This window comes from Geobacillus sp. FJAT-46040 (assembly GCF_002335725.1).
Classification (GTDB): Bacteria; Bacillota; Bacilli; order Bacillales; family Anoxybacillaceae; genus Geobacillus; species Geobacillus thermoleovorans.
Window position 1 is genome coordinate 347,472 of the sequence record NZ_NISS01000001.1, and the last position, 24,165, is coordinate 371,636.

23 protein-coding genes and 2 pseudogenes are annotated in these 24,165 nt (G+C 54.2%); 24 read left to right on the forward strand and 1 reads right to left on the reverse strand.

Annotation, left to right across the window (positions count from 1 at the left end):
• Positions 1 to 24 precede the first annotated feature (24 nt).
• From polX to uvrC, 13 genes and pseudogenes are all read left to right on the forward strand, one after another.
• The gene (gene polX, locus CD000_RS01855; RefSeq protein ID WP_096224748.1) at positions 25 to 1,749 is read left to right on the forward strand and encodes a DNA polymerase/3'-5' exonuclease PolX; all 1,725 of its coding nucleotides are present in this window, start codon (positions 25 to 27) and stop codon (positions 1,747 to 1,749) included.
• 20 nt (positions 1,750 to 1,769) lie between these two features.
• On the forward strand, positions 1,770 to 4,124 hold the full coding sequence (locus CD000_RS01860; protein WP_369806541.1) for an endonuclease MutS2: 2,355 nt from the start codon (positions 1,770 to 1,772) through the stop codon (positions 4,122 to 4,124).
• A gap of 14 nt (positions 4,125 to 4,138) precedes the next feature.
• On the forward strand, positions 4,139 to 4,546 hold the full coding sequence (locus CD000_RS01865; protein WP_015375560.1) for a DUF350 domain-containing protein: 408 nt from the start codon (positions 4,139 to 4,141) through the stop codon (positions 4,544 to 4,546).
• A 13-nt stretch (positions 4,547 to 4,559) separates the two neighbouring features.
• Positions 4,560 to 4,724: a hypothetical protein gene (locus CD000_RS18630; RefSeq protein ID WP_011232165.1), complete on the forward strand. Its 165-nt coding sequence runs from the start codon at positions 4,560 to 4,562 to the stop codon at positions 4,722 to 4,724.
• 88 nt (positions 4,725 to 4,812) lie between these two features.
• Positions 4,813 to 6,513 carry a long-chain-fatty-acid--CoA ligase gene (locus tag CD000_RS01870; protein WP_096224750.1) on the forward strand — a complete coding sequence of 567 codons (1,701 nt, stop codon included), beginning with the start codon at positions 4,813 to 4,815 and terminating at the stop codon, positions 6,511 to 6,513.
• A gap of 59 nt (positions 6,514 to 6,572) precedes the next feature.
• Entirely contained in the window at positions 6,573 to 7,160 is a 588-nt protein-coding gene (locus CD000_RS01875) for a fatty acid metabolism transcriptional regulator FadR (protein WP_011232163.1), read from the forward strand.
• Between the two features lie 25 nt (positions 7,161 to 7,185).
• Positions 7,186 to 7,959 carry an enoyl-CoA hydratase gene (locus tag CD000_RS01880; RefSeq protein WP_096224751.1) on the forward strand — a complete coding sequence of 258 codons (774 nt, stop codon included), beginning with the start codon at positions 7,186 to 7,188 and terminating at the stop codon, positions 7,957 to 7,959.
• Positions 7,960 to 8,023: 64 nt separating this feature from the next.
• The gene (locus tag CD000_RS01885; RefSeq protein ID WP_044742492.1) at positions 8,024 to 8,800 is read left to right on the forward strand and encodes an electron transfer flavoprotein subunit beta/FixA family protein; all 777 of its coding nucleotides are present in this window, start codon (positions 8,024 to 8,026) and stop codon (positions 8,798 to 8,800) included.
• Positions 8,801 to 8,865: 65 nt separating this feature from the next.
• On the forward strand, positions 8,866 to 9,843 hold the full coding sequence (locus tag CD000_RS01890) for an electron transfer flavoprotein subunit alpha/FixB family protein (protein WP_096224752.1): 978 nt from the start codon (positions 8,866 to 8,868) through the stop codon (positions 9,841 to 9,843).
• A 152-nt stretch (positions 9,844 to 9,995) separates the two neighbouring features.
• Positions 9,996 to 10,313: a thioredoxin gene (trxA, locus tag CD000_RS01895; protein WP_096224753.1), complete on the forward strand. Its 318-nt coding sequence runs from the start codon at positions 9,996 to 9,998 to the stop codon at positions 10,311 to 10,313.
• A 46-nt stretch (positions 10,314 to 10,359) separates the two neighbouring features.
• Positions 10,360 to 10,509, forward strand: a pseudogene (locus CD000_RS01900) (FTR1 family iron permease); the annotation flags it as partial.
• Positions 10,492 to 11,409: pseudogene (locus CD000_RS19515) on the forward strand (nucleoporin-interacting protein); the annotation flags it as partial. The pseudogenes CD000_RS01900 and CD000_RS19515, both read left to right, overlap by 18 nt.
• Before the next feature lie 6 nt (positions 11,410 to 11,415).
• Positions 11,416 to 13,203, forward strand: coding sequence for an excinuclease ABC subunit UvrC (uvrC, locus tag CD000_RS01910; protein ID WP_096224754.1), 1,788 nt, complete (start codon positions 11,416 to 11,418; stop codon positions 13,201 to 13,203).
• 416 nt (positions 13,204 to 13,619) lie between these two features.
• Here uvrC and CD000_RS01920 read toward each other — a convergent pair whose 3' ends face one another.
• Positions 13,620 to 14,072 carry a YslB family protein gene (locus CD000_RS01920; protein ID WP_096224755.1) on the reverse strand — a complete coding sequence of 151 codons (453 nt, stop codon included), beginning with the start codon at positions 14,070 to 14,072 and terminating at the stop codon, positions 13,620 to 13,622.
• Between the two features lie 244 nt (positions 14,073 to 14,316).
• On the opposite strand from CD000_RS01920, the gene CD000_RS01925 reads away from it, so the two are divergent.
• The 11 genes from CD000_RS01925 (at position 14,317) to ilvE (ending at position 24,154) form a co-directional block, all read left to right on the forward strand.
• Positions 14,317 to 14,925: a succinate dehydrogenase cytochrome b558 subunit gene (locus CD000_RS01925; protein WP_011232147.1), complete on the forward strand. Its 609-nt coding sequence runs from the start codon at positions 14,317 to 14,319 to the stop codon at positions 14,923 to 14,925.
• Positions 14,926 to 15,094: 169 nt separating this feature from the next.
• Positions 15,095 to 16,852 (forward strand): succinate dehydrogenase flavoprotein subunit, encoded by a 1,758-nt coding sequence (gene sdhA / locus CD000_RS01930; protein ID WP_096224756.1) that lies wholly within the window; start codon positions 15,095 to 15,097, stop codon positions 16,850 to 16,852.
• A gap of 1 nt (position 16,853) precedes the next feature.
• Positions 16,854 to 17,615: a succinate dehydrogenase iron-sulfur subunit gene (gene sdhB / locus CD000_RS01935; protein WP_011232145.1), complete on the forward strand. Its 762-nt coding sequence runs from the start codon at positions 16,854 to 16,856 to the stop codon at positions 17,613 to 17,615.
• A gap of 232 nt (positions 17,616 to 17,847) precedes the next feature.
• Positions 17,848 to 18,072: a helix-turn-helix domain-containing protein gene (locus CD000_RS01940; RefSeq protein ID WP_008881129.1), complete on the forward strand. Its 225-nt coding sequence runs from the start codon at positions 17,848 to 17,850 to the stop codon at positions 18,070 to 18,072.
• Between the two features lie 208 nt (positions 18,073 to 18,280).
• Complete coding sequence (locus CD000_RS01945; protein WP_096224757.1) at positions 18,281 to 18,724, forward strand: MarR family winged helix-turn-helix transcriptional regulator; 444 nt, start codon at positions 18,281 to 18,283, stop codon at positions 18,722 to 18,724.
• A gap of 9 nt (positions 18,725 to 18,733) precedes the next feature.
• Positions 18,734 to 19,528: a glutamate racemase gene (gene racE / locus CD000_RS01950; protein WP_011232143.1), complete on the forward strand. Its 795-nt coding sequence runs from the start codon at positions 18,734 to 18,736 to the stop codon at positions 19,526 to 19,528.
• A gap of 104 nt (positions 19,529 to 19,632) precedes the next feature.
• Positions 19,633 to 20,706, forward strand: coding sequence for a GerMN domain-containing protein (locus tag CD000_RS01955; protein ID WP_096224758.1), 1,074 nt, complete (start codon positions 19,633 to 19,635; stop codon positions 20,704 to 20,706).
• A gap of 151 nt (positions 20,707 to 20,857) precedes the next feature.
• A complete protein-coding gene (gene rph, locus CD000_RS01960) occupies positions 20,858 to 21,628 on the forward strand; it encodes a ribonuclease PH (protein ID WP_042382079.1) in 771 nt (256 codons plus the stop codon).
• Positions 21,625 to 22,239 carry an XTP/dITP diphosphatase gene (locus CD000_RS01965; RefSeq protein WP_011232140.1) on the forward strand — a complete coding sequence of 205 codons (615 nt, stop codon included), beginning with the start codon at positions 21,625 to 21,627 and terminating at the stop codon, positions 22,237 to 22,239. The genes rph and CD000_RS01965 overlap by 4 nt, the downstream gene beginning before the upstream one ends.
• A complete protein-coding gene (locus CD000_RS01970; protein WP_011232139.1) occupies positions 22,236 to 22,742 on the forward strand; it encodes a metallophosphoesterase family protein in 507 nt (168 codons plus the stop codon). The genes CD000_RS01965 and CD000_RS01970 overlap by 4 nt, the downstream gene beginning before the upstream one ends.
• Before the next feature lie 512 nt (positions 22,743 to 23,254).
• Positions 23,255 to 24,154, forward strand: coding sequence for a branched-chain-amino-acid transaminase (gene ilvE / locus CD000_RS01975; protein ID WP_011232138.1), 900 nt, complete (start codon positions 23,255 to 23,257; stop codon positions 24,152 to 24,154).
• The last annotated feature ends 11 nt before the right edge of the window (positions 24,155 to 24,165 follow it).

Genomic DNA, 24,165 nt, shown 5'->3' on the forward strand with positions numbered 1-24,165 from the left:
GGTGTTGGAAAGAGAGGGGACGGCATGGACATAAACAAAAAAGATGTCATCCGCCTGTTGGAAACGATTGCGTTATATTTGGAAATCAAAGGGGAGAATCCGTTTAAAGTGAACGCATTCCGCAAGGCGGCAAGCGCGTTGGAGGCGGATGAGAGGAGCCTCGCGGAAATCAGCGACTTTACCGCCATCCCTGGCATCGGCAAAAGCACAGCGGCGATCATCACCGAATTTATCAAGAGCGGCTCGTCGTCGGTGCTGAATGAACTAAAACGCGATGTTCCGGAGACGCTGCTCGCCTTGCTCAAACTGCCGGGGCTTGGCGGCAAAAAAATCGCCAAGCTGCATCAGGAGCTTGGCATTGTCGATATGGACGGATTGAAAGAAGCGTGCTTGGCTGGAAAAGTGCGCGCGCTTGCCGGTTTTGGCGCGAAAACGGAAGAAAAGCTGCTTGCGGCCATTGAAAAGTCAGGCAAACGCCCCGAGCGGCTGCCGCTCGCCCGGGTGCTCGCGATCGCGGCGGACATTGAACGCCAGCTCGCTTGTCTTGATGGCGTGATTCGCTTCTCGCGAGCCGGCAGCTTGCGGCGCTTGAACGAAACGGTGAAAGATTTGGATTATGTCATCGCTACCGATCGTCCGGCCGAGGTGCGCGACGGGCTGCTCGGCTTTGAGCGCATCCGCGAAGTGCTCGCCGCTGGGGAGACGAAAGTGTCGCTTCTTTTTCAGTATGATGATGAAATTGCGGCTGATTTCCGTCTCGTCGGCGAGGACGAGTTTGCGACCGCGCTTCACCATTTTACCGGATCGAAGGACCATAATGTGCGCATGCGCCAGCTCGCCAAAGAGCGCGGGGAGAAAATCAGCGAATATGGCGTGGAAGACCAAGCGACAGGCAAGGTGAAAACGTTCCCCGATGAATCGGCGTTTTACGCCCATTTCGGGCTGCCGTACATTCCCCCGGAGCTGCGTGAAGATGGCACGGAAGTCGATCGATATTCTTCTGATGATCCACTTGTCCATTTTGACGATATCCAAGGCGACTTGCATATGCATTCGGCATGGAGCGACGGCGCGTGTTCGCTCGAGGAGCTCGCCGAAGCGTGCCGCCGCCGCGGCTATCGGTATATCGCCATTACCGACCATTCGCACTATTTGAAAGTCGCCAACGGCTTGACCCCGGATCGGTTGCGGCGCCAGCGCGAGGAAATTGAGCGGCTGAACGCGCGCTATTCGGATTTTACGATTTTGGCCGGCATTGAGATGGATATTTTGCCGGACGGGACGCTCGATTACGACGATGACGTGCTCAAGGAGCTTGATTTTGTCATCGCCGCCATTCACTCTGCGTTCAAACAGCCGCGCGAGACGATCATGAAACGGCTTGAGGCGGCGCTTCGCCACCCGTACGTCGATGTCATTGCTCATCCGACCGGAAGACTGATCGGCCAGCGCGACGGCTATGACGTCGATATCGAGCGGCTCATGAAACTCGCGGCCGAGACGAACACGGTGCTTGAGTTAAACGCCAACCCAAACCGGCTCGACTTGTCGGCAGCTTACGTGAAAAAAGCCCAGGAAGCGGGGGTGTACATTGCCATCAACACGGACGCCCACCATTTGGACATGCTCGAGGATATGGCGATCGGCGTAGCGACGGCAAGAAAAGGTTGGATCCATAAGGAAACGGTCATCAACACATGGCCGCTTGAAAAGCTGCAACAGTTTTTGCACGACAAACGAAAGAAATGAATCAGCTGGGGGTCAGATACGTGCAACCAAAAGTGCTTCACACCTTGGAGTTTGATAAAGTGAAAGAGCAGTTGGCTGAGCATGCGTCCTCGCCGCTCGGTTTGGAAAAAATCGACGCTCTCATGCCGTCTTCTGACTTGGAGGAGGTGGCCGCTTGGCTTGACGAAACGGATGAAGCCGCCGCTGTTTTGCGGCTTGCTGGCTATGTGCCGCTTGACGGAGTAGTCGACATCCGTCCGCATCTCAAGCGGGCGGCGATCGGCGGCACGCTCAGCCCGCAAGAGCTGCTTGAAGTGGCGGCCACCTCGGCCGCAAGCCGGCAAATGAAGCGGCTGATCGCGGGTCTCTATGACGAGCATGGCGGACTTGAGCGGCTTTTCCGTTATGCGGACACATTGGCTGAAGCGCCGGAACTCGAGCATGACGTTCGCCGCTCGATCGATGACCATGGCGAAGTGCTGGATGCCGCAAGCGACCGCCTCCGTTCGCTCCGCGGGCAAATTCGGTCAGTGGAAGCGCGCATCCGCGAGAAACTTGAGAGCATCATCCGCTCGCCGTCGGCGCAAAAGCGGCTGTCGGACGCCATCATTACGATCCGCAATGACCGATATGTCATCCCGGTGAAACAAGAGTATCGCGGCGCCTACGGCGGCATCGTCCACGACCAGTCGGCGTCCGGGGCGACGCTGTTTATTGAACCGCAGGCGGTCGTCGAGTTGAACAATGCGCTCCGCGAAGCGCGGGCGAAAGAAAAGCAAGAAATCGAACGCATTTTGCGCGAACTTTCGGCAAAAGTCGCTGAGCAGGCCGAGCCGCTTGCGCGGACGGTCGAAGCGCTCGCGGCGCTTGATTTTGCGTTCGCCAAGGCGAAATACGCCCGCCGGTTGCAAGCCGCGAAGCCAGCGGTCAATAGCCGAGGCTATCTTCGTTTTTTGCAGGCACGCCATCCGCTGCTGGATCAAGAAAAGGCGGTGCCCAATGATATTGAATTGGGCGGCGACTATACGACGATCGTCATCACCGGGCCGAACACCGGCGGAAAAACGGTGACGTTAAAAACGATCGGCTTGTTGACGCTCATGGCGCAAGCGGGGCTGTTCATCCCGGCGGCCGACGGATCGGAAGCGGCGGTGTTCCGTTCCGTTTTCGCCGATATCGGCGATGAGCAGTCGATCGAACAAAGCTTGAGCACGTTCTCGTCCCATATGGTCAATATCGTTGACATTTTGCGCCATGTCGATGGCCAAAGCCTTGTGCTGTTTGACGAGCTTGGGGCTGGCACCGACCCGCAGGAAGGGGCGGCGCTCGCCATCGCCATCTTGGATGAAGTGCACGGGCGCGGGGCGCGAACGGTGGCGACGACGCATTATCCCGAATTGAAAGCGTACGGCTACAACCGCCCCGGGGTGGTGAACGCGAGCGTTGAATTTGACACCGAAACGCTCCGCCCGACGTATAAACTGTTGATCGGCATCCCCGGCCGCAGCAACGCCTTTGATATTTCGCGCCGCCTTGGGCTTGATGAACGCATCATCGAGCGGGCGAAAGCGCAAGTGAGCGCGGAAAGCCATAACGTGGAAAACATGATCGCGTCGCTTGAACGAAGCAAAAAGCAAGCGGAGGAAGATGAAGCGCGGGCGCGCGCGGCGCTGGAGGAAGCGGAGCGGCTGCGCGCCGAGTGGGAGCAAAAGCTCGAAGCGCTCGAAGAAGAAAAAGCGGAGCGGCTGGCGGAAGCAACGCAAAAAGCAGCCGACATCATCCGCGCCGCGGAACGCGAAGCCGAGCGGATCATCCAGGAGCTGCGCCGCTTGCAAAAAGAAAAGCAGGCGGAAGTGAAAGAGCATGAGCTCGTCGAGGCGAAACAGCGGCTCGCTGCCGCTATGCCGAAAGTGGAGAAGCGGAAAAAGGCGAAAAAGGCTGCTTCACGCCATGTGTTCCAGCCGGGTGATGAAGTGAAGGTGACGAGCCTCAACCAAAAAGGCTACTTGATCGAAAAAGTGTCGGACGACGAATGGCAAGTGCAGCTCGGTATTTTGAAAATGAAAATTCATGAACGTGATTTGGAGTATATCGGCAGCGCGCCGGCGAAAGATGTGACGCCGATTGCGACGGTGAAAGGCAAGGACGCCCATGTTAGCCTCGAGCTTGACTTGCGCGGCGAACGGTACGAAGATGCTCTCATTCGGCTTGAGAAATACTTGGATGATGCTGTGCTCGCCGGATATGCGCGCGTTTCGATCATCCACGGCAAAGGGACGGGCGCGCTCCGCCAAGGAGTGCAGCAGTTTTTAAAACAACACCGGGCGGTGAAAAGCTTCCGGTTCGGAGAGGCGAATGAAGGCGGCACCGGGGTGACGATCGTTGAACTGAAATGATGGGGGCGATGGCAATGGCGTCGTTTTGGGAGCACGACATGGTGAAAACGGCGGCCAATTTCAGCGTCGCCGTGTTGTGCATCGTCGTCTTTTTAGCCGTATTTGAATTGGTGACGAAGTACAAAAACTGGGAAGAGATTCGCAAAGGCAATGTGGCGGTGGCGATGGCAACCGGCGGGAAAATTTTCGGCATCGCCAACATTTTTCGCTATGCACTCGCCCGCCATGAGTCGCTGCCGTCGATGATTGGCTGGGGGCTGTACGGGTTTTTGCTTCTGCTCGCCGCGTACTTTATTTACGAATTTTTGACGCCGAAATTCAATATTGATGACGAAATTGCCAATGACAACCGGGCCGTCGGCTTGATTTCCATGGTGATTTCCGTCGGCTTGTCGTTTGTCATCGGCGAAGGCATTCAGTAAAGGGGAACAACGAATGAACGCAGTAGTGAAATGGTTGTTGATTGCGGTCGGGCTGTTTTTGATCGCCGGCATCGTCTATATGGCCGTGCGCAACCGATCGGTCGATGTGCTGGCGAAAATCTTGTTTGTCATCTGCGCGTGCTTTTTCTTCGTTGGTTTGGTGTACTGGTTTTGGTAACGCTCGGTTCAAGCCCGGCGTTCTTTTTTTTTTTTTTGATGAAAAATTAGAAAAAGTAAAATAAAATAGAAGCAAGGGGGGATTGCATATGGAAAAACCGTGGCTTGCTCACTACCCGCCGGAGATTCCGCACACGCTCGACTATCCAAAGAAAACGCTTTCCGACTATTTGCGGGAGACGGCGGAACAATTCGGAGACCATGAGGCGATCGACTTTTTCGGAAAGACGATGACGTTTCGCGAGCTGTACGAGCAAGCATTGACATTCGCGCATTATTTGCGGACGATCGGATTGAAAAAAGGGGATCGGGTGGCGATTATGCTGCCGAACTGCCCGCAGGCGGTCATCAGCTACTACGGGACGCTCCTAGCCGGCGGCATCGTCGTGCAGACGAACCCGCTTTACACCGAGTATGAGCTTGAATACCAGCTGAACGACAGCGGCGCCTCGGTGCTCGTGACGATGGATCTTCTGTATCCAAAGGCGGAAAAGGTGAAAGGGAGGACGCCGGTCAAACATTGGATTGTCACGAGAATGCAAGATTATTTGCCCACGGTGAAGAAATGGCTGTATCCGCTTGTGCAGCGGAAGCAAAACATGCCCATCGTCCGCATCGCGGAAAGTGAAACCGTTCATATGTTCCGCACGATCGTCAGTCAGAAGGAAACCGCTCCGATCGGGGTGGACATCGATCCGGTGGAAGATGTGGCGCTGCTGCAATATACAGGCGGCACGACGGGACATCCGAAAGCGGCCATGTTGACGCATCGCAACTTGATCGCCAATACGCTCATGTGCGCCCATTGGGTGTATAAATGCGAAAAAGGAAAAGAAACGGTGCTCGGTGTGCTTCCGTTTTTCCACGTGTACGGCATGACGACGGTGATGAATTTGTCCGTGATGATGGCGAGCAAAATGGTGCTGCTCCCGCGCTTTGATGTCAAGCAAACATTAAAAGCAATCGAGCGAACCCGGCCGACGATGTTCCCAGGCGCGCCGACGATGTACATCGCTTTGTTGAACCATCCGGATTTGCCGAAATATGATTTATCCTCGATCAACGTCTGCATCAGCGGCTCCGCTCCGCTGCCGGTCGAGGTGCAGGAGCAGTTTGAACGGGCGACGGGCGGGAAGTTGATTGAAGGCTATGGGTTAACCGAGGCGTCCCCTGTCACCCACAGCAACTTCCTTTGGGACGGGGAGCGGGTGAAAGGAAGCATCGGCGTTCCGTGGCCGGATACGGACGCGAAAATCATTTCCTTGGAAACGGGTGAGGAAGCAAAGCCGGGAGAGTGTGGAGAACTCGTCGTGCGCGGGCCGCAAGTGATGAAAGGCTACTGGAATCGTCCGGAAGAGACCGAGCAAGTGCTGCGCGACGGATGGCTGTATACAGGTGACATTGGATATATGGATGAGCGTGGGTATTTTTATATCGTCGACCGCAAGAAAGATGTCATTATCGCCGGCGGTTACAACATTTACCCGCGCGAGGTCGAAGAAGCGCTGTATGAGCACCCGAAAGTGCAGGAAGCGGCCGTGATCGGCGTTCCGGATCCGTACCGCGGCGAGACGGTGAAAGCGTTCGTCGTGTTAAAGCCGGGGGAGATGTGCAGCGAACAGGAGCTTGACGCGTTTATGCGCCAGCGCCTGGCTGCTTACAAAGTGCCGCGCATCTACGAGTTCCGCAGCGAATTGCCGAAGACGGCGATCGGCAAAATTTTGCGCCGCGTGTTGGTGGAAGAGGAGAAAAAGAAGCTTGACAAATCGGCAGAATTGCCCGTAAAATGAAAATATGAATGATGGTTCATTCATTTGGCGGATGGAAAGTGAGAAAAGGAGAATCCATATTGCGGAGGGAAAAGCCGAAATTTAAGCAAATCATTGACGCTGCCGTCGTCGTCATCGCCGAGCACGGCTACCATCAAGCACAGGTGTCGAAAATCGCCAAGCAGGCCGGTGTCGCCGACGGCACGATCTACCTTTATTTTAAAAACAAAGAGGATATTTTAATTTCGCTTTTTCAGGAAAAGATGGGGGCGTTCATCGAGAAAATTGAACAAGAGACAGAAGGAATTTCAAGCCCCCTAGAGAAATTGTATGTATTGGTGAAAACTCATTTTTCCGCCCTCGCCGCTGATCCTCATATGGCGGTCGTGACGCAGCTTGAGCTGCGCCAGTCGAACAAAGAGCTGCGCCATCGCATCAATGAGGTGCTGAAAGGATATTTGCGGCTCATCGACCGCATCATCATGGAGGGGATGGAAAAAGGGGAGTTTCGCCAAGATTTAGACGTCCGGCTCACTCGGCAAATGATCTTTGGCACCCTGGATGAAACGGTGACGACGTGGGTGATGAACGAGCAAAAGTATGACTTGGCCGCCCTCGCCGATCCGGTGTACGAACTGCTCGTCAAAGGGTGCGCCGCCGGACGTTAGGAAAGGCAGAAAGGGGAGAGGCTTCATGGACTTTTTTCGTCTGGCGAAAGAAGAGTTCGTCGCCGTCGTGACGTTTTCGCGGCCGCCGGCGAACGCCCTTTCATCAGCGGTTTTGAAAGAGCTTTCAACCGTGTTGGACGAGCTCGAGACCGACCCGGACGTGCGCGTCGTGTTGCTTCATGGCGAAGGAAGATTTTTCTCAGCCGGCGCCGATATTAAAGAATTCACGTCCATCGCTTCCGTCGAGGAGGCATCCGGCTTGTCGCGCAACGGCCAACTCGTGATGGAGCGGATCGAACGCTTTTCCAAACCAGTCATTGCGGCGATTCACGGCGCCGCATTAGGCGGTGGGTTGGAGCTGGCTATGAGCTGCCACATTCGTGTGGTGGCGGAAAACGCCAAACTCGGCCTTCCGGAGCTGCAGCTTGGCATCATCCCTGGATTTGCTGGCACGCAGCGGCTTGTGCGCTACGTCGGCTTTGGTAAGGCAGCCGAAATGATGTGGACGAGCGAGCCGATCACCGGACTCGAAGCGGTTGAATGGGGGCTTGCCAACAAGGCGGTGCCGGAAGAACGGCTTCTTGACGAGGCCAAAGCGCTGGCGAAAAAGATCGCCGCCAAAAGTCCGCTTTCCGTTCGGGCGGTTATTGAGTTGCTTAACGCCGCCAAGGAAAAAACGTTCGTTGAGGCCGTGCGCGAGGAAGCGGAATGGTTTGGCCGCGTGTTTGGATCCGAGGATGCAAAAGAAGGCGTGCAGGCGTTTTTGGAAAAACGGCCGCCCGTCTTTAAAGGGAAATAATCTTTGTCAATATCTGAATGTTGGAACATGAAACAATGTTCAATCAAACCGAGGAGGGAACGACATGAACATTTTTGTGTTGATGAAACGCACGTTTGACACGGAAGAAAAAATCTCCATCGTCAACGGCAAGATTAACGAGGAAGGGGCAGAATTCATCATCAATCCGTACGACGAATACGCCATTGAAGAAGCGATTCAAGTGCGCGACAAACACGGCGGCGAAGTGACGGTCGTCACCGTCGGCAGCGAAGAGGCCGAAAAAGAACTCCGCACAGCGCTCGCCATGGGTTGCGACAAAGCGGTGCTCATCAACATTGACGATGATGTCGAAGAACAAGACCAATATACGACAGCGAAAGTGCTCGCTGAATACTTAAAAGACAAAAACCCGGACTTGATTTTAGCCGGCAACGTCGCCATTGACGGCGGTTCCGGGCAAGTCGGCCCGCGCGTTGCGGAATTGCTCGGCATTCCGTATGTGACGACGATCACGAAGCTCGACATTGCCGACGGCGGCAAAGTGACCGTCGTGCGCGATGTCGAAGGGGATGAGGAAATCATCGAAACGTCGCTGCCGCTCCTTGTCACCGCTCAACAAGGCTTGAACGAACCGCGCTATCCGTCGCTGCCGGGGATCATGAAAGCGAAAAAGAAACCGCTTGAAGAGCTAGAGCTTGACGATTTGGACCTCGACGAAGACGATGTTGAAGCGAAGACGAAAACGATTGAAGTGTTCTTGCCGCCGAAGCGCGAAGCGGGCAAAATTTTGCAAGGCGAGATCGCCGATCAAGTGAAGGAACTCGTTCAGCTGCTCCGCTCCGAAGCGAAAGTGGTATAAGCGGAAACCGCTGTCGGCGTTCGGATGAAGCACAACGGGGAATCAAAGGATAGGGGGACTGAAACATGGCACGTAAAGTATTGACCTTAGCAGAAGTGCGGGACGGATCGCTGCGGAACGTTTCGTTTGAGGCTATTGCGGCCGCCAAAACGATCGCCGAAGGCGGGGAAGTCGTCTCGGTGCTCGTCGGCGACCAAGTGCAGGCGCATGCGAACGAACTCATTTACCGCGGTGCGGACCGCGTCGTCGTCATCGAACATCCGAATTTGAAATTTTATACATCAGATGGCTATTCGCAAGCGTTAAAAGCCGTGATTGACAAAGAGCAGCCGGAAGGCATCGTCTTCGGCCATACGGCGCTTGGCAAAGACTTGTCGCCGAAATTGGCCATCAAGCTCGACGCCGGCCTTGTGTCCGACGTCATCGCCGTCGAAGAGGCAAGCGGCAACATCGTTTTCACGCGTCCGATCTACTCCGGAAAAGCGTTTGAAAAGAAAATCGTCACCGATGGCATCATCTTCGCGACCGTGCGTCCGAACAACATCGCGCCTCTTGAGCGCGACGAGTCGCGCACAGGCAGCGTGGAAGCGCTCGCCGTCGAGATTAAAGACTTGCGCGCAATTATCAAAGAAGTCGTCCGCAAAACGGCGGAAGGCGTCGACTTGACCGAGGCGAAAGTGATCGTCGCCGGCGGCCGCGGCGTCAAAAGCGCCGAAGGCTTCAAGCCGCTCAAAGAGCTCGCCGAAGTGTTGGGCGGCGCGGTCGGCGCTTCGCGCGGGGCGTGCGATGCCGGCTATTGCGACTACTCGCTGCAAATCGGGCAAACGGGGAAAGTCGTCACGCCGGACCTTTACATCGCTTGCGGCATTTCAGGCGCCATCCAGCATTTAGCGGGGATGTCCAACTCGAAAGTCATCGTCGCCATTAACAAAGACCCGGAAGCCAACATCTTTAAAGTCGCGGACTACGGCATTGTCGGCGATTTGTTCGAAGTCGTTCCGCTCCTCACCGAAGAGTTCAAAAAACTGAAAATGCATTCGTAATGAACAACACGGGCGGCTTGATCCGCCCGTTTTTTGACGGATAAATTCCGCGGCAAAAGCGAATAGTAGAAACGAAGCAAAACATTCGCGCCGACATGCATTCCATGGTATACTTTGCTTGCAGCATTCAATGAAGATGGGAGGGAATCCATATGGCGATTGTCAACGCCACTGACCAAACGTTCGCCGCAGAAACGAAAGACGGCCTCACGCTCGTTGACTTTTGGGCGCCATGGTGCGGACCGTGCCGCATGATCGCTCCGGTGCTGGAAGAGCTTGACCGCGAAATGGGCGACAAAGTGAAAATCGTCAAAGTGAATGTCGATGAAAACCAGGAAACAGCGTCGAAGTTCGGCGTCATGAGCATCCCGACGCTGCTTCTGTTCAAAGATGGCGAACTTGTCGATAAAGCGATCGGCTATCAGCCGAAAGAGGCGCTTGTGCAGCTGGTTGGCAAACATGTGTCATAACGGAGAAAGAAGGAAATCCAGAGGGGAAGAAGCCTCTGGATTTTTTTATTTAAAAGCGCTGTTTGGCTATTCAGCGATGCCGTCGCTTGAGGAAATGATCGCCTATATCGGCTACTTCGTCGTCGTGTATTTGTTGGTGGCGAGCCGCCGCGGTCAAAAGAGCGCTGTGGTCGAGAAACCTCCGGCTGCCGCGTTGTTGATCCTTTGGCATGGAGACTGGAAAACGCACCGCCGCCTCGGCCGCGTGGCGGCATCGCTGTTGGCGGCGGCCGCCTTTCAATTTGTTTGGGTGGCGGCGGTCGCGGCGACGGAAGGCGGCCTTTGGCCGTTTTTCAAGCTTGGCTTTGCGTTTGTTGTCGGTCATTTCAGCGACTGGGGGGGAACGGCGGCGGCGAGCCCTCTTCCATTTTGGGAGCGGGTGTGCCGCTTTGTCCTTGACAACTTTCTTTGGACCGGCATGGCCAGCCGAAATGCTTGGCTGCTGGCTGCCTATGCAGTGGTCGGCGCCATCGCCTGGCGCGCGGGGCGGTTGGGGCTTCCGCGCCCGCTTGTCGTTTCCGCGTTGCTGTATGCTTTGTGGGCGCTTTTCGGACAAAACATTGACAAGCCGCGTCATCTCCTTCCGCTCGTTCACATTGCGCTCGTTTTCGTGTGGGGGCGGCTGCTGGCCGCGCCCCGGACATGGCGGTTTGTTCTTGCCGCGGCAGTGGTGATGCTGCAGTCTACAATCGGCATCGGGCTGTTGCGCGAGCAGGCAAAGACGCCGCCGGCAGTGTATCAGCTTGCGGACGATTTGCGTGACAAACGGCAGCCGTTTGTGGTATATACGTGGGAAGAGACGCGCGTCCTAGACTATTTGAACGTGCCCTTTCCACATAAAGACGTGCTCCATTTTTCCTTCTTTTTGCAAGACAAAGAAAACTACCGCCATGCTACAATTTATATGACCAATCATGTTGTTGACGGGTTTCGCGCCCAAGGAGTCGATGTTTCCCGCCATGTGCGCAAAGTGAAAACATATCGTTCCAGTTTGCTTGCTGATCCGGTGTATGGGACGATTACGCTGTACGAATGGGTTGATGGAGCAGTGAGGTGATGGCCAATGAACGAGCGGCTGAAAGAAAAATTGGCTGTGCTGCCGGAGCAGCCGGGCTGCTATTTGATGAAAGACAAACACGGAACGGTCATTTACGTCGGCAAAGCGAAGTCGCTGAAAGCGCGCGTCCGCTCGTATTTTACCGGGACGCATGACGGCAAAACGCAGCGGCTTGTTGAGGAGATCGCTGATTTCGAATACATCGTCACCTCGTCAAACGCCGAGGCGCTCATTTTGGAGATGAATTTGATCAAAAAGCATGATCCAAAATACAACGTCATGCTGAAAGATGATAAAAGCTACCCATTTATTAAAATCACCGCAGAAAAGCATCCGCGCCTGCTTATCACCCGCAAAGTGAAAAAAGACGGCGGCAAATATTTCGGCCCGTACCCGAACGTGCAGGCGGCGAATGAAACGAAAAAGCTGCTTGACCGCTTATATCCGCTCCGCAAATGTTCGACGCTGCCTTCGCGCGTCTGTTTGTATTACCATATGGGCCAATGCCTCGCCCCGTGCGTTTACCCGGTGCCGGACGAGCAAAACAAGGCGATGGTCGAGCAAATCGTCCGCTTTTTAAACGGCGGCTATGAGGAAGCAAAGCGGGAGTTGACGGAAAAAATGCATCAAGCGGCCGAAGCGCTCGAGTTTGAACGGGCGAAAGAATACCGCGATCAAATCGCGGCGATTGAGATGACGATGGAAAAGCAAAAAATGATGCTCAACGACTTCATCGACCGCGATGTATTCGGCTATGCGTACGACAAAGGCTGGATGTGCGTGCAAGTGTTTTTCCTTCGCCAAGGGAAGCTGATTGAGCGCGACGTGTCGATCTTCCCGCTTTACCAAGACCCGGATGAGGAAATGCTTACGTTTTTGGGTCAGTTTTATGCGAAAGCGCATCATTTGAAGCCAAAAGAAGTCGTCCTCCCGTCCGACATTGACGGCGAGCTCGCCCGCGAATTGCTCGGCGTTGCCGTCGTCCAGCCGAAAAAAGGGAAGAAAAAAGAGCTTGTTGAGCTGGCGAGCAAAAACGCGGCCATTGCTCTGAAAGAAAAATTTTATTTCATCGAGCGGGACGAAGAACGGACGATCAAAGCAGTCGAACGTCTCGGAGAGCGTCTTGGCATTCCGGCGCCGCGCCGCATCGAGGCGTTTGACAACTCGAACATTTACGGGGCCGATCCGGTCTCGGCGCTCGTCGTTTTCCTCGATGGCAAGCCAGCGAAAAAAGAATACCGGAAATATAAGGTGAAAACGGTCGCAGGCCCGAACGATTATGAAACGATGCGCGAAGTCGTGCGCCGCCGCTATACGCGCGTGTTGAAAGAAGGATTGCCGCTTCCCGATTTGATCATCATCGACGGCGGCAAAGGCCACTTGTCGGCGGTGCGCGATGTGCTCGAAAACGAACTTGGACTGGATGTGCCGCTGGCTGGATTGGCGAAAGACGAAAAACATCGCACATCAGAGCTTTTGGCCGGCGACCCGCCGGATGTCGTGCCGCTTGACCGGCAAAGCCAAGAGTTTTATTTATTGCAGCGCATCCAGGATGAAGTGCATCGGTTTGCCGTTATGTTTCACCGAAAGACGCGGCAGAAAACGATGTTCCATTCCGTGCTTGATGACATCCCCGGCGTCGGGGAAAAGCGGAAAAAAGCGCTGTTAAACTATTTCGGATCAGTCAAAAAGATGAAAGAGGCGACCGTTGATGAGCTGCAACGGGCGAACATTCCACGGGCGGTGGCGGAGAAAATCTATGAAAAACTGCGTCAACTACCCCCACTTAGCTAACGCTTGAAGTGGGGGCTTGCAACTCCCCAGAAGTGCGAGCGGACTTTGTCCTCCTTCCTTGACTTGGGGTTGCATCAGGGGCAGGTTGACAACTGCCCAACGACACAGGTCATGCCTGCATCGTTACCGATTCTCTCGGTGTGTCTGTTGGCAGTACTTGGCTTCCACACACAACAGACGGACCTACGCTCGATGTTTTGCGGTTGCAACGTTTCCTGCAACCAACTCCATCCATCGAGCAGCCGTGATTGGAGTGCCTTTATTAAACGGTTGTCTCCACATCTTTATTCTATCATACACAAAAGAAAGGGGGAACGCGCATTCCTCTCCCACTTACTCCCTTTGGTCGTTGAAGTGGGAGTCTCCTGCGCGAAATAGGATGAATAATGGCTGAACGGGCGCCCGTTGCCTACATTTCATTCGATCGCCTGCTTCCGATCCCATTTCACCAAAATGCGCGCTTTGCCGTCCCGCTTTGGCGGCAGTTCGACCGCTTCGGTGACGAACCGCTTTTGTTGTTCGATTTGCTGGGCGAGAAATCCAGCCTCAAGCTGGAACGAGCAGCTGCCGTACAAGGAAAAGCGGGCGGCGATGATGGGGCCTGACAGCTCGATATATAGTTCGTCGTTTCGCTCTTCGCTGGTTGATAGCTCCCCCCAGCCCGCCCGTTCAAAAAATACGGCGACGTCATCGAGCGTTCCGAGCGGGTAGCGCCGTGCCAGCTGTTTGCCGGCCCAGTACAGCAGCGAAGCGGCATCTTTGCCAAGCAGCTCGGGAAGAAGCGAATGGCGAAGCAGCTCAGCCCCGAATGCGGAAAGCGCAATCGACCCAAACATTTGATATTGATCCTCTAATGGTGGCTGTTTCATCGTTTTCCCCTCTTTCTATCCATTTCCCCATTATAGCTGAATTGCTGCCGGAGTGCATCCTCTTTCCTAAGGTGGCGCAACTATGAGAATGTTTGAACATTTTGTGGCAGTGTTTTCTTGACGCTTGTACAATGTGGGAGTACAATGAATGTGACAAAGCGAATAAGGGAATGGAAGGCGTTTTCGTTTCCGCATGGCGAGCGAGAGGGACATATTTTTTATTCAATTGAAGGGGGTTTACATAATGGCAGGGAATCGCGAGTTTTACTATCGCCGGCTCCATTCGCTGCTGGGGGTTGTTCCCGTCGGCATCTTTTTAGTGCAGCACTTGGTCGTCAACCATTTTGCGACCCGTGGGCCGGAAGCGTTTAACCGGGCGGCGGCGTTTATGGAAAACTTGCCGTTCCGCTATTTTCTTGAAATTTTTGTTATTTTCCTTCCATTGTTGTTCCACGCTGTATACGGCATTTATATCGCGTTTACAGCCAAATTCAACACTCGCCAGTACGGCTATTTTCGCAACTGGATGTTCATGCTTCAGCGGATCACCGGCATCATTACATTGATTTTTGTCGTCTGGCATGTGTATGAAACGCGGGTGCAAGCCGCATTCGGCGCCGAAGTGAACTACGATATGATGGCCAACATTGTCGACAATCCGTTTATGCTCGGATTTTATATTGTTGGAATCTTGTCCACGGTCTTTCACTTCGCCAACGGCTTATGGTCGTTCTGCGTCAGCTGGGGGTTGACGGTGTCCCCTCGTTCGCAGCAAGTATTTACGTACATTACGATGATCATTTTCATCGCGCTTTCCATTGTCGGCATTCGCGCCATCTTGGCGTTTGCGTAAGACAAGCGTTCCATTCTTAGGGAATGATTCGACGATGAACTGCTGCGTTGGCTCGTGACAGATCGCGTCTTAGCCGTTCGCCGAACGATCGCTTGGTCGATGGCGGGCCGGCAAGGCAAAACGTGCGGCATGCAAGCAAAAGCAGCAATCTATTAGGGAGTGAGTAGCTATGAAAAAAGGGAAAATCATCGTTGTTGGCGGTGGGCTGGCCGGTTTGATGGCCACGATTAAAATCGCCGAAGCAGGAGTGCCTGTCGAACTGTTTTCGCTCGTTCCGGTAAAGCGTTCTCACTCCGTCTGTGCCCAAGGCGGCATTAACGGAGCGGTCAACACGAAAGGGGAGGGCGACTCGCCGTGGGAGCATTTTGACGACACCGTCTATGGCGGGGACTTCTTGGCGAACCAGCCTCCGGTCAAAGCGATGTGTGAAGCGGCGCCGGGGATTATTTACATGCTCGATCGGATGGGCGTCATGTTCAACCGGACGCCGGAAGGGTTGCTTGATTTCCGTCGTTTCGGGGGGACGCAGCATCACCGAACCGCCTATGCTGGAGCCACGACTGGCCAACAAATTTTGTATGCACTTGATGAACAGGTGCGCCGCCATGAAGTGGCCGGGCTCGTCACGAAGTACGAGCATTGGGAGTTTTTAGGCGTCGTTTTGGATGACGAGCAAATCTGCCGCGGCATCGTCGCACAAGATTTGCGGTCCATGGAAATCAAAGCGTTTCCAGCCGATGCCGTCATTTTGGCGACCGGCGGCCCGGGGATCATTTTTGGGAAATCGACGAACTCGGTCATCAACACTGGTTCAGCGGCTTCGATCGCCTATCAGCAAGGGGTTTACTACGCGAACGGCGAGTTTATCCAAATCCATCCGACCGCGATTCCAGGCGATGACAAGCTTCGGTTGATGAGCGAATCGGCGCGCGGGGAAGGCGGCCGCGTCTGGACGTATAAAGATGGAAAACCATGGTATTTCCTTGAGGAAAAATATCCGGCTTACGGAAACTTGGTGCCGCGCGATATCGCCGCCCGGGAAATTTTCCATGTGTGCGTCGACTTGAAGCTCGGCATCAACGGCGAAAACATGGTGTATTTGGATTTGTCACATAAAGATCCGAAAGAGTTGGATGTTAAGCTCGGCGGCATTATCGAAATTTACGAGAAGTTCATGGGCGAAGACCCGCGCAAAGTGCCGATGAAGGTGTTCCCGGCCGTTCACTACTCGATGGGCGGCTTATGGGTCGACTATGACCAAATGACGAACATCAAAGGGTTGTTTGCTGCCGGCGAGTGCGACTATTCGATTCACGGCGCGAACCGCCTCGGGGCAAACTCGCTTCTGTCGGCGATTTACGGCGGAATGGTCGCCGGCCCGAACGCCGTCCGCTACATCCGCGGCCTCGAGAAATCGGCGGATGCGATGCCGTCGACGTTATACGACAGCTATGTGAAACGGGAGCAGGAAAAATGGGAGAACATTTTGGCGATGGACGGCACGGAAAACGCCTACGTGCTGCATAAAGAGCTCGGTGAATGGATGACGGCGAACGTGACGATCGTCCGCTACAACGACCGGTTGCTGAAGACGGATGAGAAAATTCAAGAGCTGATGGAGCGGTACAAAAACATCAGCGTCACCGACACGTCGAGATGGAGCAACCAAGGAGCGACGTTTATCCGCCAGCTGTACAACATGCTGCAGCTCGCCCGCGTCATTACGCTTGGCGCTTACCATCGCAATGAAAGCCGTGGGGCGCACTACAAGCCGGAGTTTCCGGAGCGCAATGACGAAGAGTGGCTGAAAACGACGATGGCCCGCTACACGCCAGATGGTCCGGCGTTCCATTATGAAGACGTTGACGTCTCGTTGATTAAACCGCGCAAGCGCGACTACAGCAAAAAGAAAGAGGAAGTGAAGTAAGATGAGCGAGAACAAAACGGTTCGTTTGATCATCACGCGCCAAGATCGTCCGGATTCCGCGCCGTATGAAGAAGAGTTTGTCATTCCGTACCGCCCGAACATGAACGTCATTTCGGCGCTCATGGAAATTCGCCGCAATCCAGTCAACGCCAAAGGGGAAAAAACGACGCCGGTCGCTTGGGAAATGAACTGTCTGGAAGAAGTATGCGGAGCCTGTTCGATGGTCATTAACGGCAAACCGCGCCAGGCGTGCGCCGCGCTCATTGACAAACTCGAGCAGCCGATCCGCCTTGAGCCGATGCGCACATTCCCTGTCATCCGCGACTTGGTCATCGATCGGAGCCGGATGTTTGACGCGTTGAAGCGAGTGAAAGCATGGATTCCGATCGACGGAACGTACGACTTGGGTCCGGGGCCGCGCATGCCAGAGCGGAAGCGGCAATGGGCGTACGAGCTGTCAAAATGCATGACATGCGGCGTCTGCCTCGAAGCGTGCCCGAACGTCAACAGCAAGTCGAACTTTATCGGCCCGGCGCCGCTGTCGCAAGTGCGGCTGTTTAACGCCCACCCGACCGGGGCGATGCATAAAGCCGAACGGCTGCGGGCGATTATGGGCGACGGCGGACTGGCCAACTGCGGCAACTCGCAAAACTGCGTGCAATCGTGCCCGAAGGGCATTCCGTTGACGACATCGATCGCGGCGTTAAACCGCGAAACGACGATTCAAATGTTCCGCGATTTCTTTGGCAGCGACGAAGTGTAGCGGCAGAATCAAAATCCCCTTCATTCGAATAGACATGAGGGGGATTTTTTGTTTTTCTGGACAAGCGGCAGCCAACCGTCTCCGGCGAACCGAAAGATGAAGAAAAAAAGACCCATTTTTCTATTAGATAAGCAAATTTTCGTCACCGCCGCTCTTGCTCTCACATACGATATGGCGAGGAAATACCCATCCGGCAGTTCGGGCCCATTGAGAGCAAGGAGGGTTACAACCGTTGAAGGACAAATCGTTTCAATCGAAGCCGCTTTTGACAAAAAGAGAAAAAGAAGTCTTCGAATTGCTCGTGCAAGACAAGACGACGAAAGAGATCGCCAAAGAGCTGTTTATCAGCGAGAAAACGGTCCGCAACCATATTTCGAATGCGATGCAAAAGCTTGGGGTCAAGGGGCGCTCGCAAGCTGTCATTGAATTGCTTCGAATGGGCGAACTTGAACTATAAACGATGCCGGCTTTCCTTGTTGGACAGCCGGCTGTTATGTTCCCTTGCGGCCGGACGAGGCTTGGCGCCCGTCCAGCCTTCGTCCGCGGCGGCCGCCGCATTTTTTTGTTGATTATCTTTGCCGGTGTTGTAAAATGAAATGTAAGAATAGCTGTCGGCGCAAGCCGCCGTTTGAGGCTGGCCGCGGAAACGATCAAGGAGAGATGGTATGCCGTCTGCGATGAATGAAAGAACGGTCGCCGAGTTGGAAAAATTGCTTCGCTATATCGCCGCAAATTTGAAACAGCGCGGCCGTGAAATTTTAACCAACTATCCGATCACCCCACCGCAATTTGTCGCCCTGCAGTGGCTGCTTGAAGAAGGGGACTTGACGGTCGGCGAGTTATCGAACAAAATGTATTTGGCGTGCAGCACGACGACCGACTTGGTCGACCGCATGGAGCGGAACGGACTTGTCGCCAGAGTCCGCGATGAACACGACCGCCGCGTCGTCCGCATTCGCCTTCTTGAAAAAGGGGAGCGCATTATCAAAGAAGTGATTGAGAAACGCCAGCGCGATCTAGCGAGCGTGCTTGAAAGCTTTTCAGACGAGGAAATCGTCGTCTTTGAGCGTTGTTTGCGCAAATTGCATCAAGAAATGACGAAAAAATGAGGCGATCACTTGGAAAGAGCAATTGGTGTCATTGACTCAGGAGTCGGCGGTTTGACCGTCGCCAAAGAAATTATGAGGCAGCTGCCGAAAGAACAAATTATTTACTTAGGCGACACCGCCCGTTGTCCGTACGGGCCGCGGCCGGTGGAAGAAGTCCGTCGATTTACGTGGCAAATGATTGATTACTTGCGGCAATATCCCTTGAAAATGCTTGTTATCGCCTGCAACACCGCGACGGCGGTCGCGCTTGACGACGTGCGGGCGAAGCTTGACATTCCTGTGCTTGGCGTTATTCATCCCGGCGCTCGCGCCGCCCTGAAAGCGACTAGGCGCGGGCACATCGGCGTCATCGGCACGATTGGCACGATCCGAAGCCGGGCGTATGAAAAGGCGCTTCAATCAATCAATCCGCGCGTCCAAGTCGAGAGCTTGGCCTGTCCGAAATTCGTTCCGCTGGTGGAAAGCGGCGACTTTGAAGGGCAGGAGGCGATGGCGATCGTCGCCGAATCTCTCGCTCCGCTCCGACCGCTGCCGATCGATGTGCTGATTTTAGGCTGCACACATTATCCGTTGCTCGCGCCGCTCATTCGCACGTATATGGGCAAACGCGTGAAGCTCATTTGCTCAGGCGGTGAGACAGCTCGTGAAGTGAGCGCGATTTTGCATCACAGCCAGCTCCTTTACACCGGCGAGCGCGAACCGGAGCATTTGTTTTTCACGACTGGGCCGAAAGAGCTGTTTGAAAAGATTTCCGGGAAGTGGTTTGGCAAGCCGATCGGCACGGTCGAAGCGATTCGGCTGTAACCAACAAGTCCTTTAGCGTCCATGCGCTAAAGGATTTTTTTATTCTATTTTGGAAAACGGCTCGTATACATAGTAGTGCAAACTACGAGTAGGAGGGAACGTCAATGAAACGGACGACTCACATATGGGCGGCGCCGCTGCTCGCCTCGCTGTTGTTGCTTGGCGGCTGCGGTTTGTTTGGGCGAGATGAGGCGATGAAGGAGATCGATCCGCCGCAAGAGACGAGTTATGTCAAAGACGGCCAAGCGCTTCAGGAAGCGACGGAAAGCCAAAAGGAAGAGAAGGAGAAAGCGAAGGCCACCGAGACGGTGAAAAGAGAGCTGTACTTGATTGACAAAAACGGCTTTGTCGTGCCGCAAACAGTGGAATTGCCGAAAACGCAGGCCGTGGCGAAACAAGTACTCGAATATTTGGTTGAAGACGGACCTGTGTCAGAAATGTTGCCGAACGGCTTCCGCGCGGTCATTCCGACTGGAACGACGGTGCTTGGCACAAAATTGGAAAAAGACGGAACGTTGATCGCCGACTTTTCTCCGGAATTTAAAAACTATAAGCCGGAGGACGAAAAACGAATTTTGCAGTCCATTACGTGGACGTTGACGCAATTTGACAATATCAAGCGCGTCAAAATCCGCATCAACGGCTACGATCAAAACGTGATGCCGGTCAATAAAACACCGATTCAAGATGGGGTAAGCCGCGCCGACGGCATCAATATGGAAGCGAGCGGCGTGCCAGACATTACGAATACGCATCCAGTCACCGTTTATTTTGTCGCCCAACAAGGGAACAGCACATACTATGTGCCGGTGACACGGCGTGTGTCCAATAAGGAGAAAGATGATATTGCCGCGGCCGTCAACGAACTGATTCAAGGACCAGAGCAAGGGAGCGGGCTTGTCGGCGTCTTTCAGCCGGACGCGAAGCTTGTCGATGCCCCGAAATATGAGGATGGCAAAGTGACGCTCAACTTTAACGAAGGCATTTATGGAAGCAACAAGAAAAATGTCATTTCCGACGTCGTGTTGAATTCCCTCGCTTTGTCGCTCACTGAGCAAAAAGGAGTCGAAAGCGTGGCGATCACAGTCAATGGCAAAGCCAATCTTGTCACGGAAGACGGCAAGCCGCTCACCAAACCGGTCGCTCGGCCGCAAAACGTCAATACCGGGACATTTTAACCGGTTGGTGCTGACAGGCTGGAAACGAATAGGACGTTATGGTATAACAAAGAGGTGGAAACGTATTCCGCCTCTTTCTTTTTTTCGCTAGGCGGAAAGAAATGCGGTGTCTGGCATTCCGTTGAAGATGGAGAAAAGGAGGACTCAGTTGATGAGAGCGGACGGACGAAGCAGTTGCGAGCTGCGCCCTGTACATATACACCCGCATTACATGAAGCACGCTGAAGGGTCGGTGCTCATTGAAATCGGCGACACGAAAGTCATTTGCACGGCGACGGTCGAAGAGAAAGTGCCGTCGTTTATGCGCGGCGGCGGCAAAGGATGGATTACGGCCGAATATGGGATGCTGCCGCGGGCGACAGAGCAGCGGAATGTGAGGGAAGCGAGCAAAGGAAAAGTGTCGGGGCGGACGATGGAAATTCAGCGCTTAATCGGCCGTGCGCTTCGCTCGGTTGTTGATCTTGAACAGCTTGGTGAGCGGACCATTTGGATCGATTGCGACGTCATTCAGGCGGATGGCGGAACGCGGACGGCGTCGATCACCGGTGCGTATGTGGCGCTTGTGTTGGCGCTTGCCAAACTGGTGGAAGAAGGGAGGCTCGAGGCGCTTCCGATCCGCGATTTTCTCGCCGCTACCTCGGTCGGCATCGATCCGGAGCATGGGGTGATTCTTGATTTAGATTACAACGAGGATGCGCGGGCGAAAGTGGATATGAACGTCGTCATGACCGGAGCCGGTCAATTTGTTGAGATTCAAGGGACCGGAGAGGAAGCGGTTTTTTCACGCGCCGAGCTCGATGAATTGCTTGAAGCGGCGCAAATAGGCATCGAGCAGCTCATCGCCGTTCAGCGCCGCGCATTGGGCGAGTGGGCGGCGCGCATCGGCGAAAAAAAAGAAGCGGCAGAGGAGGACACAGAGTGAAGGAGATTGTCATCGCGACCAAAAACGCTGGCAAAGTGCGCGAGTTCGCCGCTTTGTTTGCCAAGCGGGGCGTCGAAGTGAAATCGCTGCTTGACTTTCCGGACGCTCCGGATGTCGCAGAAACGGGAAGCACGTTTGCGGAAAATGCCGTGCTCAAAGCAGAAGCGGCGTCGCGGCGTCTAAAGCGGCCGGTGATCGCCGATGATTCCGGGCTCGTGGTCGATGCGCTCGGCGGCCGGCCGGGCGTTCATTCGGCCCGTTATGCCGGGGAAGATAAAAACGATGCACGCAACATCGCCAAGCTGCTTCGCGAGCTTGACGGGGTGCCGATGGAGCAGCGCACGGCTCGTTTTCATTGTGCGCTCGCCGTCGCGATCCCAGGGCGGCCGACCGCCGTTGTCGAAGCGACATGCGATGGTTATATCGCCGAAGCGCCGCGTGGGGAGGGGGGCTTTGGCTATGATCCGGTTTTTTACCTTCCGGAGCGGGGAAAAACGATGGCGGAGCTTGCGCCCGAGGAAAAAAATCAAATCAGTCATCGCGCCAAGGCGCTGACGAAGCTCGATGAGCAGTGGGAGGAGATCGTCGGTGGAAAGGGGCGGACGGAATGAAGGCGGTGATTGTGAGCGACAGCCATGGGCTGACTGCCGAACTTGCTGCAATTGTCAACCGTCATCGCCATGAAGCGGATTTGTTTATCCATTGCGGCGACTCGGAGTTGGAGGTGGGGGCGGACGAGATTGCCCCGTTTGCCGTCGTACGCGGCAACTGCGATTTCGCCGCGTTTCCTGCTGAGCGCATCGAAGAGGTGGGCGGCGTTCGGTTGTTTGTCACCCACGGCCATTTATACGGGGTGAAAACGTCGCTTTTGCGTTTATCCTATCGCGCACAAGAAACAGGGGCTCACGTCGTTTGTTTCGGCCACTCGCATTTGGCCGGTGCTGAACAAATCGATGGGTTGCTGTTCATCAATCCCGGCAGCATCGCCTTGCCGCGGGGAAGAAAAGAAAAAACGTACGCGGTGCTGACGGTCGACAGCGGACGGGCGCACGTCCAGTTTTATGAAGTGGATGGACAGCCTATTCTCAAAATGGAACAAACGTTTTCTATCTAAGCCGGCAAAACCGCCGGCTTTTTCACGGTAAGCAAGGCCGCTTCAACAGGTTCGCTTTCAAAATGGAAGTGCCATATAGCGTGTTTGGAAAGGGGGGCTGTGTTTGGGCCGCCTTTTTTCGTTTTGGGGAGATGAAGTGGAAAAAGGCGCATCGTTTTGATTCGTCATTTTCATGTCCGAGTGAGAAGCGAACGTTGCTTACGGATCTTTTCTATCAGAAAAATGAGCGCGCCTTGAGCCCGTTATGTTCATATCGAATGAGGAGCGAACTGCGCTCAAGGGCGTTTTCTATGAGCCGCCAAGAAAGAAAAAATTTTTTGAATCGGCAAAACCTTGATTCTATCATAATGTAAGCGCATTCAAATAATTTGACCAATCGAAATTTTCAAAAAACGTTATTGACGGCGCAAAGGTTTCGGATTATTATAATTTTCAAATAAGAGAAACGACTCAATGCAATGATCGAGCCGTTCAAAGCAACTGCTGTCTGATCAAGGAAGAGGGGAACCGAAGTGGGCGAACAATGGATCTTTTTAAACGGAGAATTTGTGACAAAAGAAAACGCCAAAATTTCCGTGTATGACCATGGGTTTTTGTATGGCGACGGGGTATTTGAAGGCATTCGCGTCTATAGCGGCAACGTATTCCGCCTCGAAGAACATATAGATCGGCTATACAATTCAGCGAAGTCGATTTTGCTCGACATTCCGTACACGAAGGAAGAAATGATTGGCCACGTGCTCGAAACGATCCGCCGCAACGGCTATCAAGATGCATACATCCGCTTGGTCGTTTCGCGCGGGGTCGGCGATTTAGGACTGGATCCGTACAAATGCAAAACGCCGCAAATCGTGATTATCGTCGAGCCGCTCGCGCTCTTCCCGAAACATTTATATGAAACCGGCATCGAAGTGGTGACAGTGGCGACGCGCCGCAACCGCTCTGATGTGCTGAGCCCGAAAGTCAAATCGCTCAACTACCTAAACAATGTGCTTGTCAAAATCGAGGCGCATTTGGCGAACGTAAGCGAAGCGCTGATCTTAAACGATCAAGGCTATGTCGCGGAAGGTTCGGGAGACAATGTTTTCATCATCAAAAACGGCGTCATTTACACACCGCCTGGGTATGTCGGGGCGCTTGAAGGCATTACGCGTCAAGCGATCATCGAAATCGCGGAGGATCTCGGCTATACGGTGAAAGAGGAGCCGTTTACCCGCCATGATGTCTATGTCGCGGATGAAGTGTTTTTGACGGGGACGGCGGCCGAAGTCATTTCGGTCATTAAAGTCGATGGCCGGACGATCGGCGACGGGACGCCGGGACCGCATACCAAGCGGTTGCTTGAAGAATTTCGCCGCCGCGTGGTCGTCGAAGGAGTAAAGGTGTATCCGACGAACGCCAATGTCGGTTGATCGTCCATGAC

Coding starts and splice junctions, on each gene's coding strand:
- polX (WP_096224748.1), top strand. CDS start 25: ATGGACATAAACAAAAAAGATGTCATCCGCCTGTTGGAAACGATTGCG.
- CD000_RS01865 (WP_015375560.1), top strand. CDS start 4,139: ATGGCGTCGTTTTGGGAGCACGACATGGTGAAAACGGCGGCCAATTTC.
- CD000_RS18630 (WP_011232165.1), top strand. CDS start 4,560: ATGAACGCAGTAGTGAAATGGTTGTTGATTGCGGTCGGGCTGTTTTTG.
- CD000_RS01870 (WP_096224750.1), top strand. CDS start 4,813: ATGGAAAAACCGTGGCTTGCTCACTACCCGCCGGAGATTCCGCACACG.
- CD000_RS01880 (WP_096224751.1), top strand. CDS start 7,186: ATGGACTTTTTTCGTCTGGCGAAAGAAGAGTTCGTCGCCGTCGTGACG.
- CD000_RS01885 (WP_044742492.1), top strand. CDS start 8,024: ATGAACATTTTTGTGTTGATGAAACGCACGTTTGACACGGAAGAAAAA.
- CD000_RS01890 (WP_096224752.1), top strand. CDS start 8,866: ATGGCACGTAAAGTATTGACCTTAGCAGAAGTGCGGGACGGATCGCTG.
- trxA (WP_096224753.1), top strand. CDS start 9,996: ATGGCGATTGTCAACGCCACTGACCAAACGTTCGCCGCAGAAACGAAA.
- uvrC (WP_096224754.1), top strand. CDS start 11,416: ATGAACGAGCGGCTGAAAGAAAAATTGGCTGTGCTGCCGGAGCAGCCG.
- CD000_RS01920 (WP_096224755.1), bottom strand. CDS start 14,072: ATGAAACAGCCACCATTAGAGGATCAATATCAAATGTTTGGGTCGATT.
- CD000_RS01925 (WP_011232147.1), top strand. CDS start 14,317: ATGGCAGGGAATCGCGAGTTTTACTATCGCCGGCTCCATTCGCTGCTG.
- sdhA (WP_096224756.1), top strand. CDS start 15,095: ATGAAAAAAGGGAAAATCATCGTTGTTGGCGGTGGGCTGGCCGGTTTG.
- sdhB (WP_011232145.1), top strand. CDS start 16,854: ATGAGCGAGAACAAAACGGTTCGTTTGATCATCACGCGCCAAGATCGT.
- CD000_RS01945 (WP_096224757.1), top strand. CDS start 18,281: ATGCCGTCTGCGATGAATGAAAGAACGGTCGCCGAGTTGGAAAAATTG.
- CD000_RS01955 (WP_096224758.1), top strand. CDS start 19,633: ATGAAACGGACGACTCACATATGGGCGGCGCCGCTGCTCGCCTCGCTG.
- rph (WP_042382079.1), top strand. CDS start 20,858: ATGAGAGCGGACGGACGAAGCAGTTGCGAGCTGCGCCCTGTACATATA.
- CD000_RS01970 (WP_011232139.1), top strand. CDS start 22,236: ATGAAGGCGGTGATTGTGAGCGACAGCCATGGGCTGACTGCCGAACTT.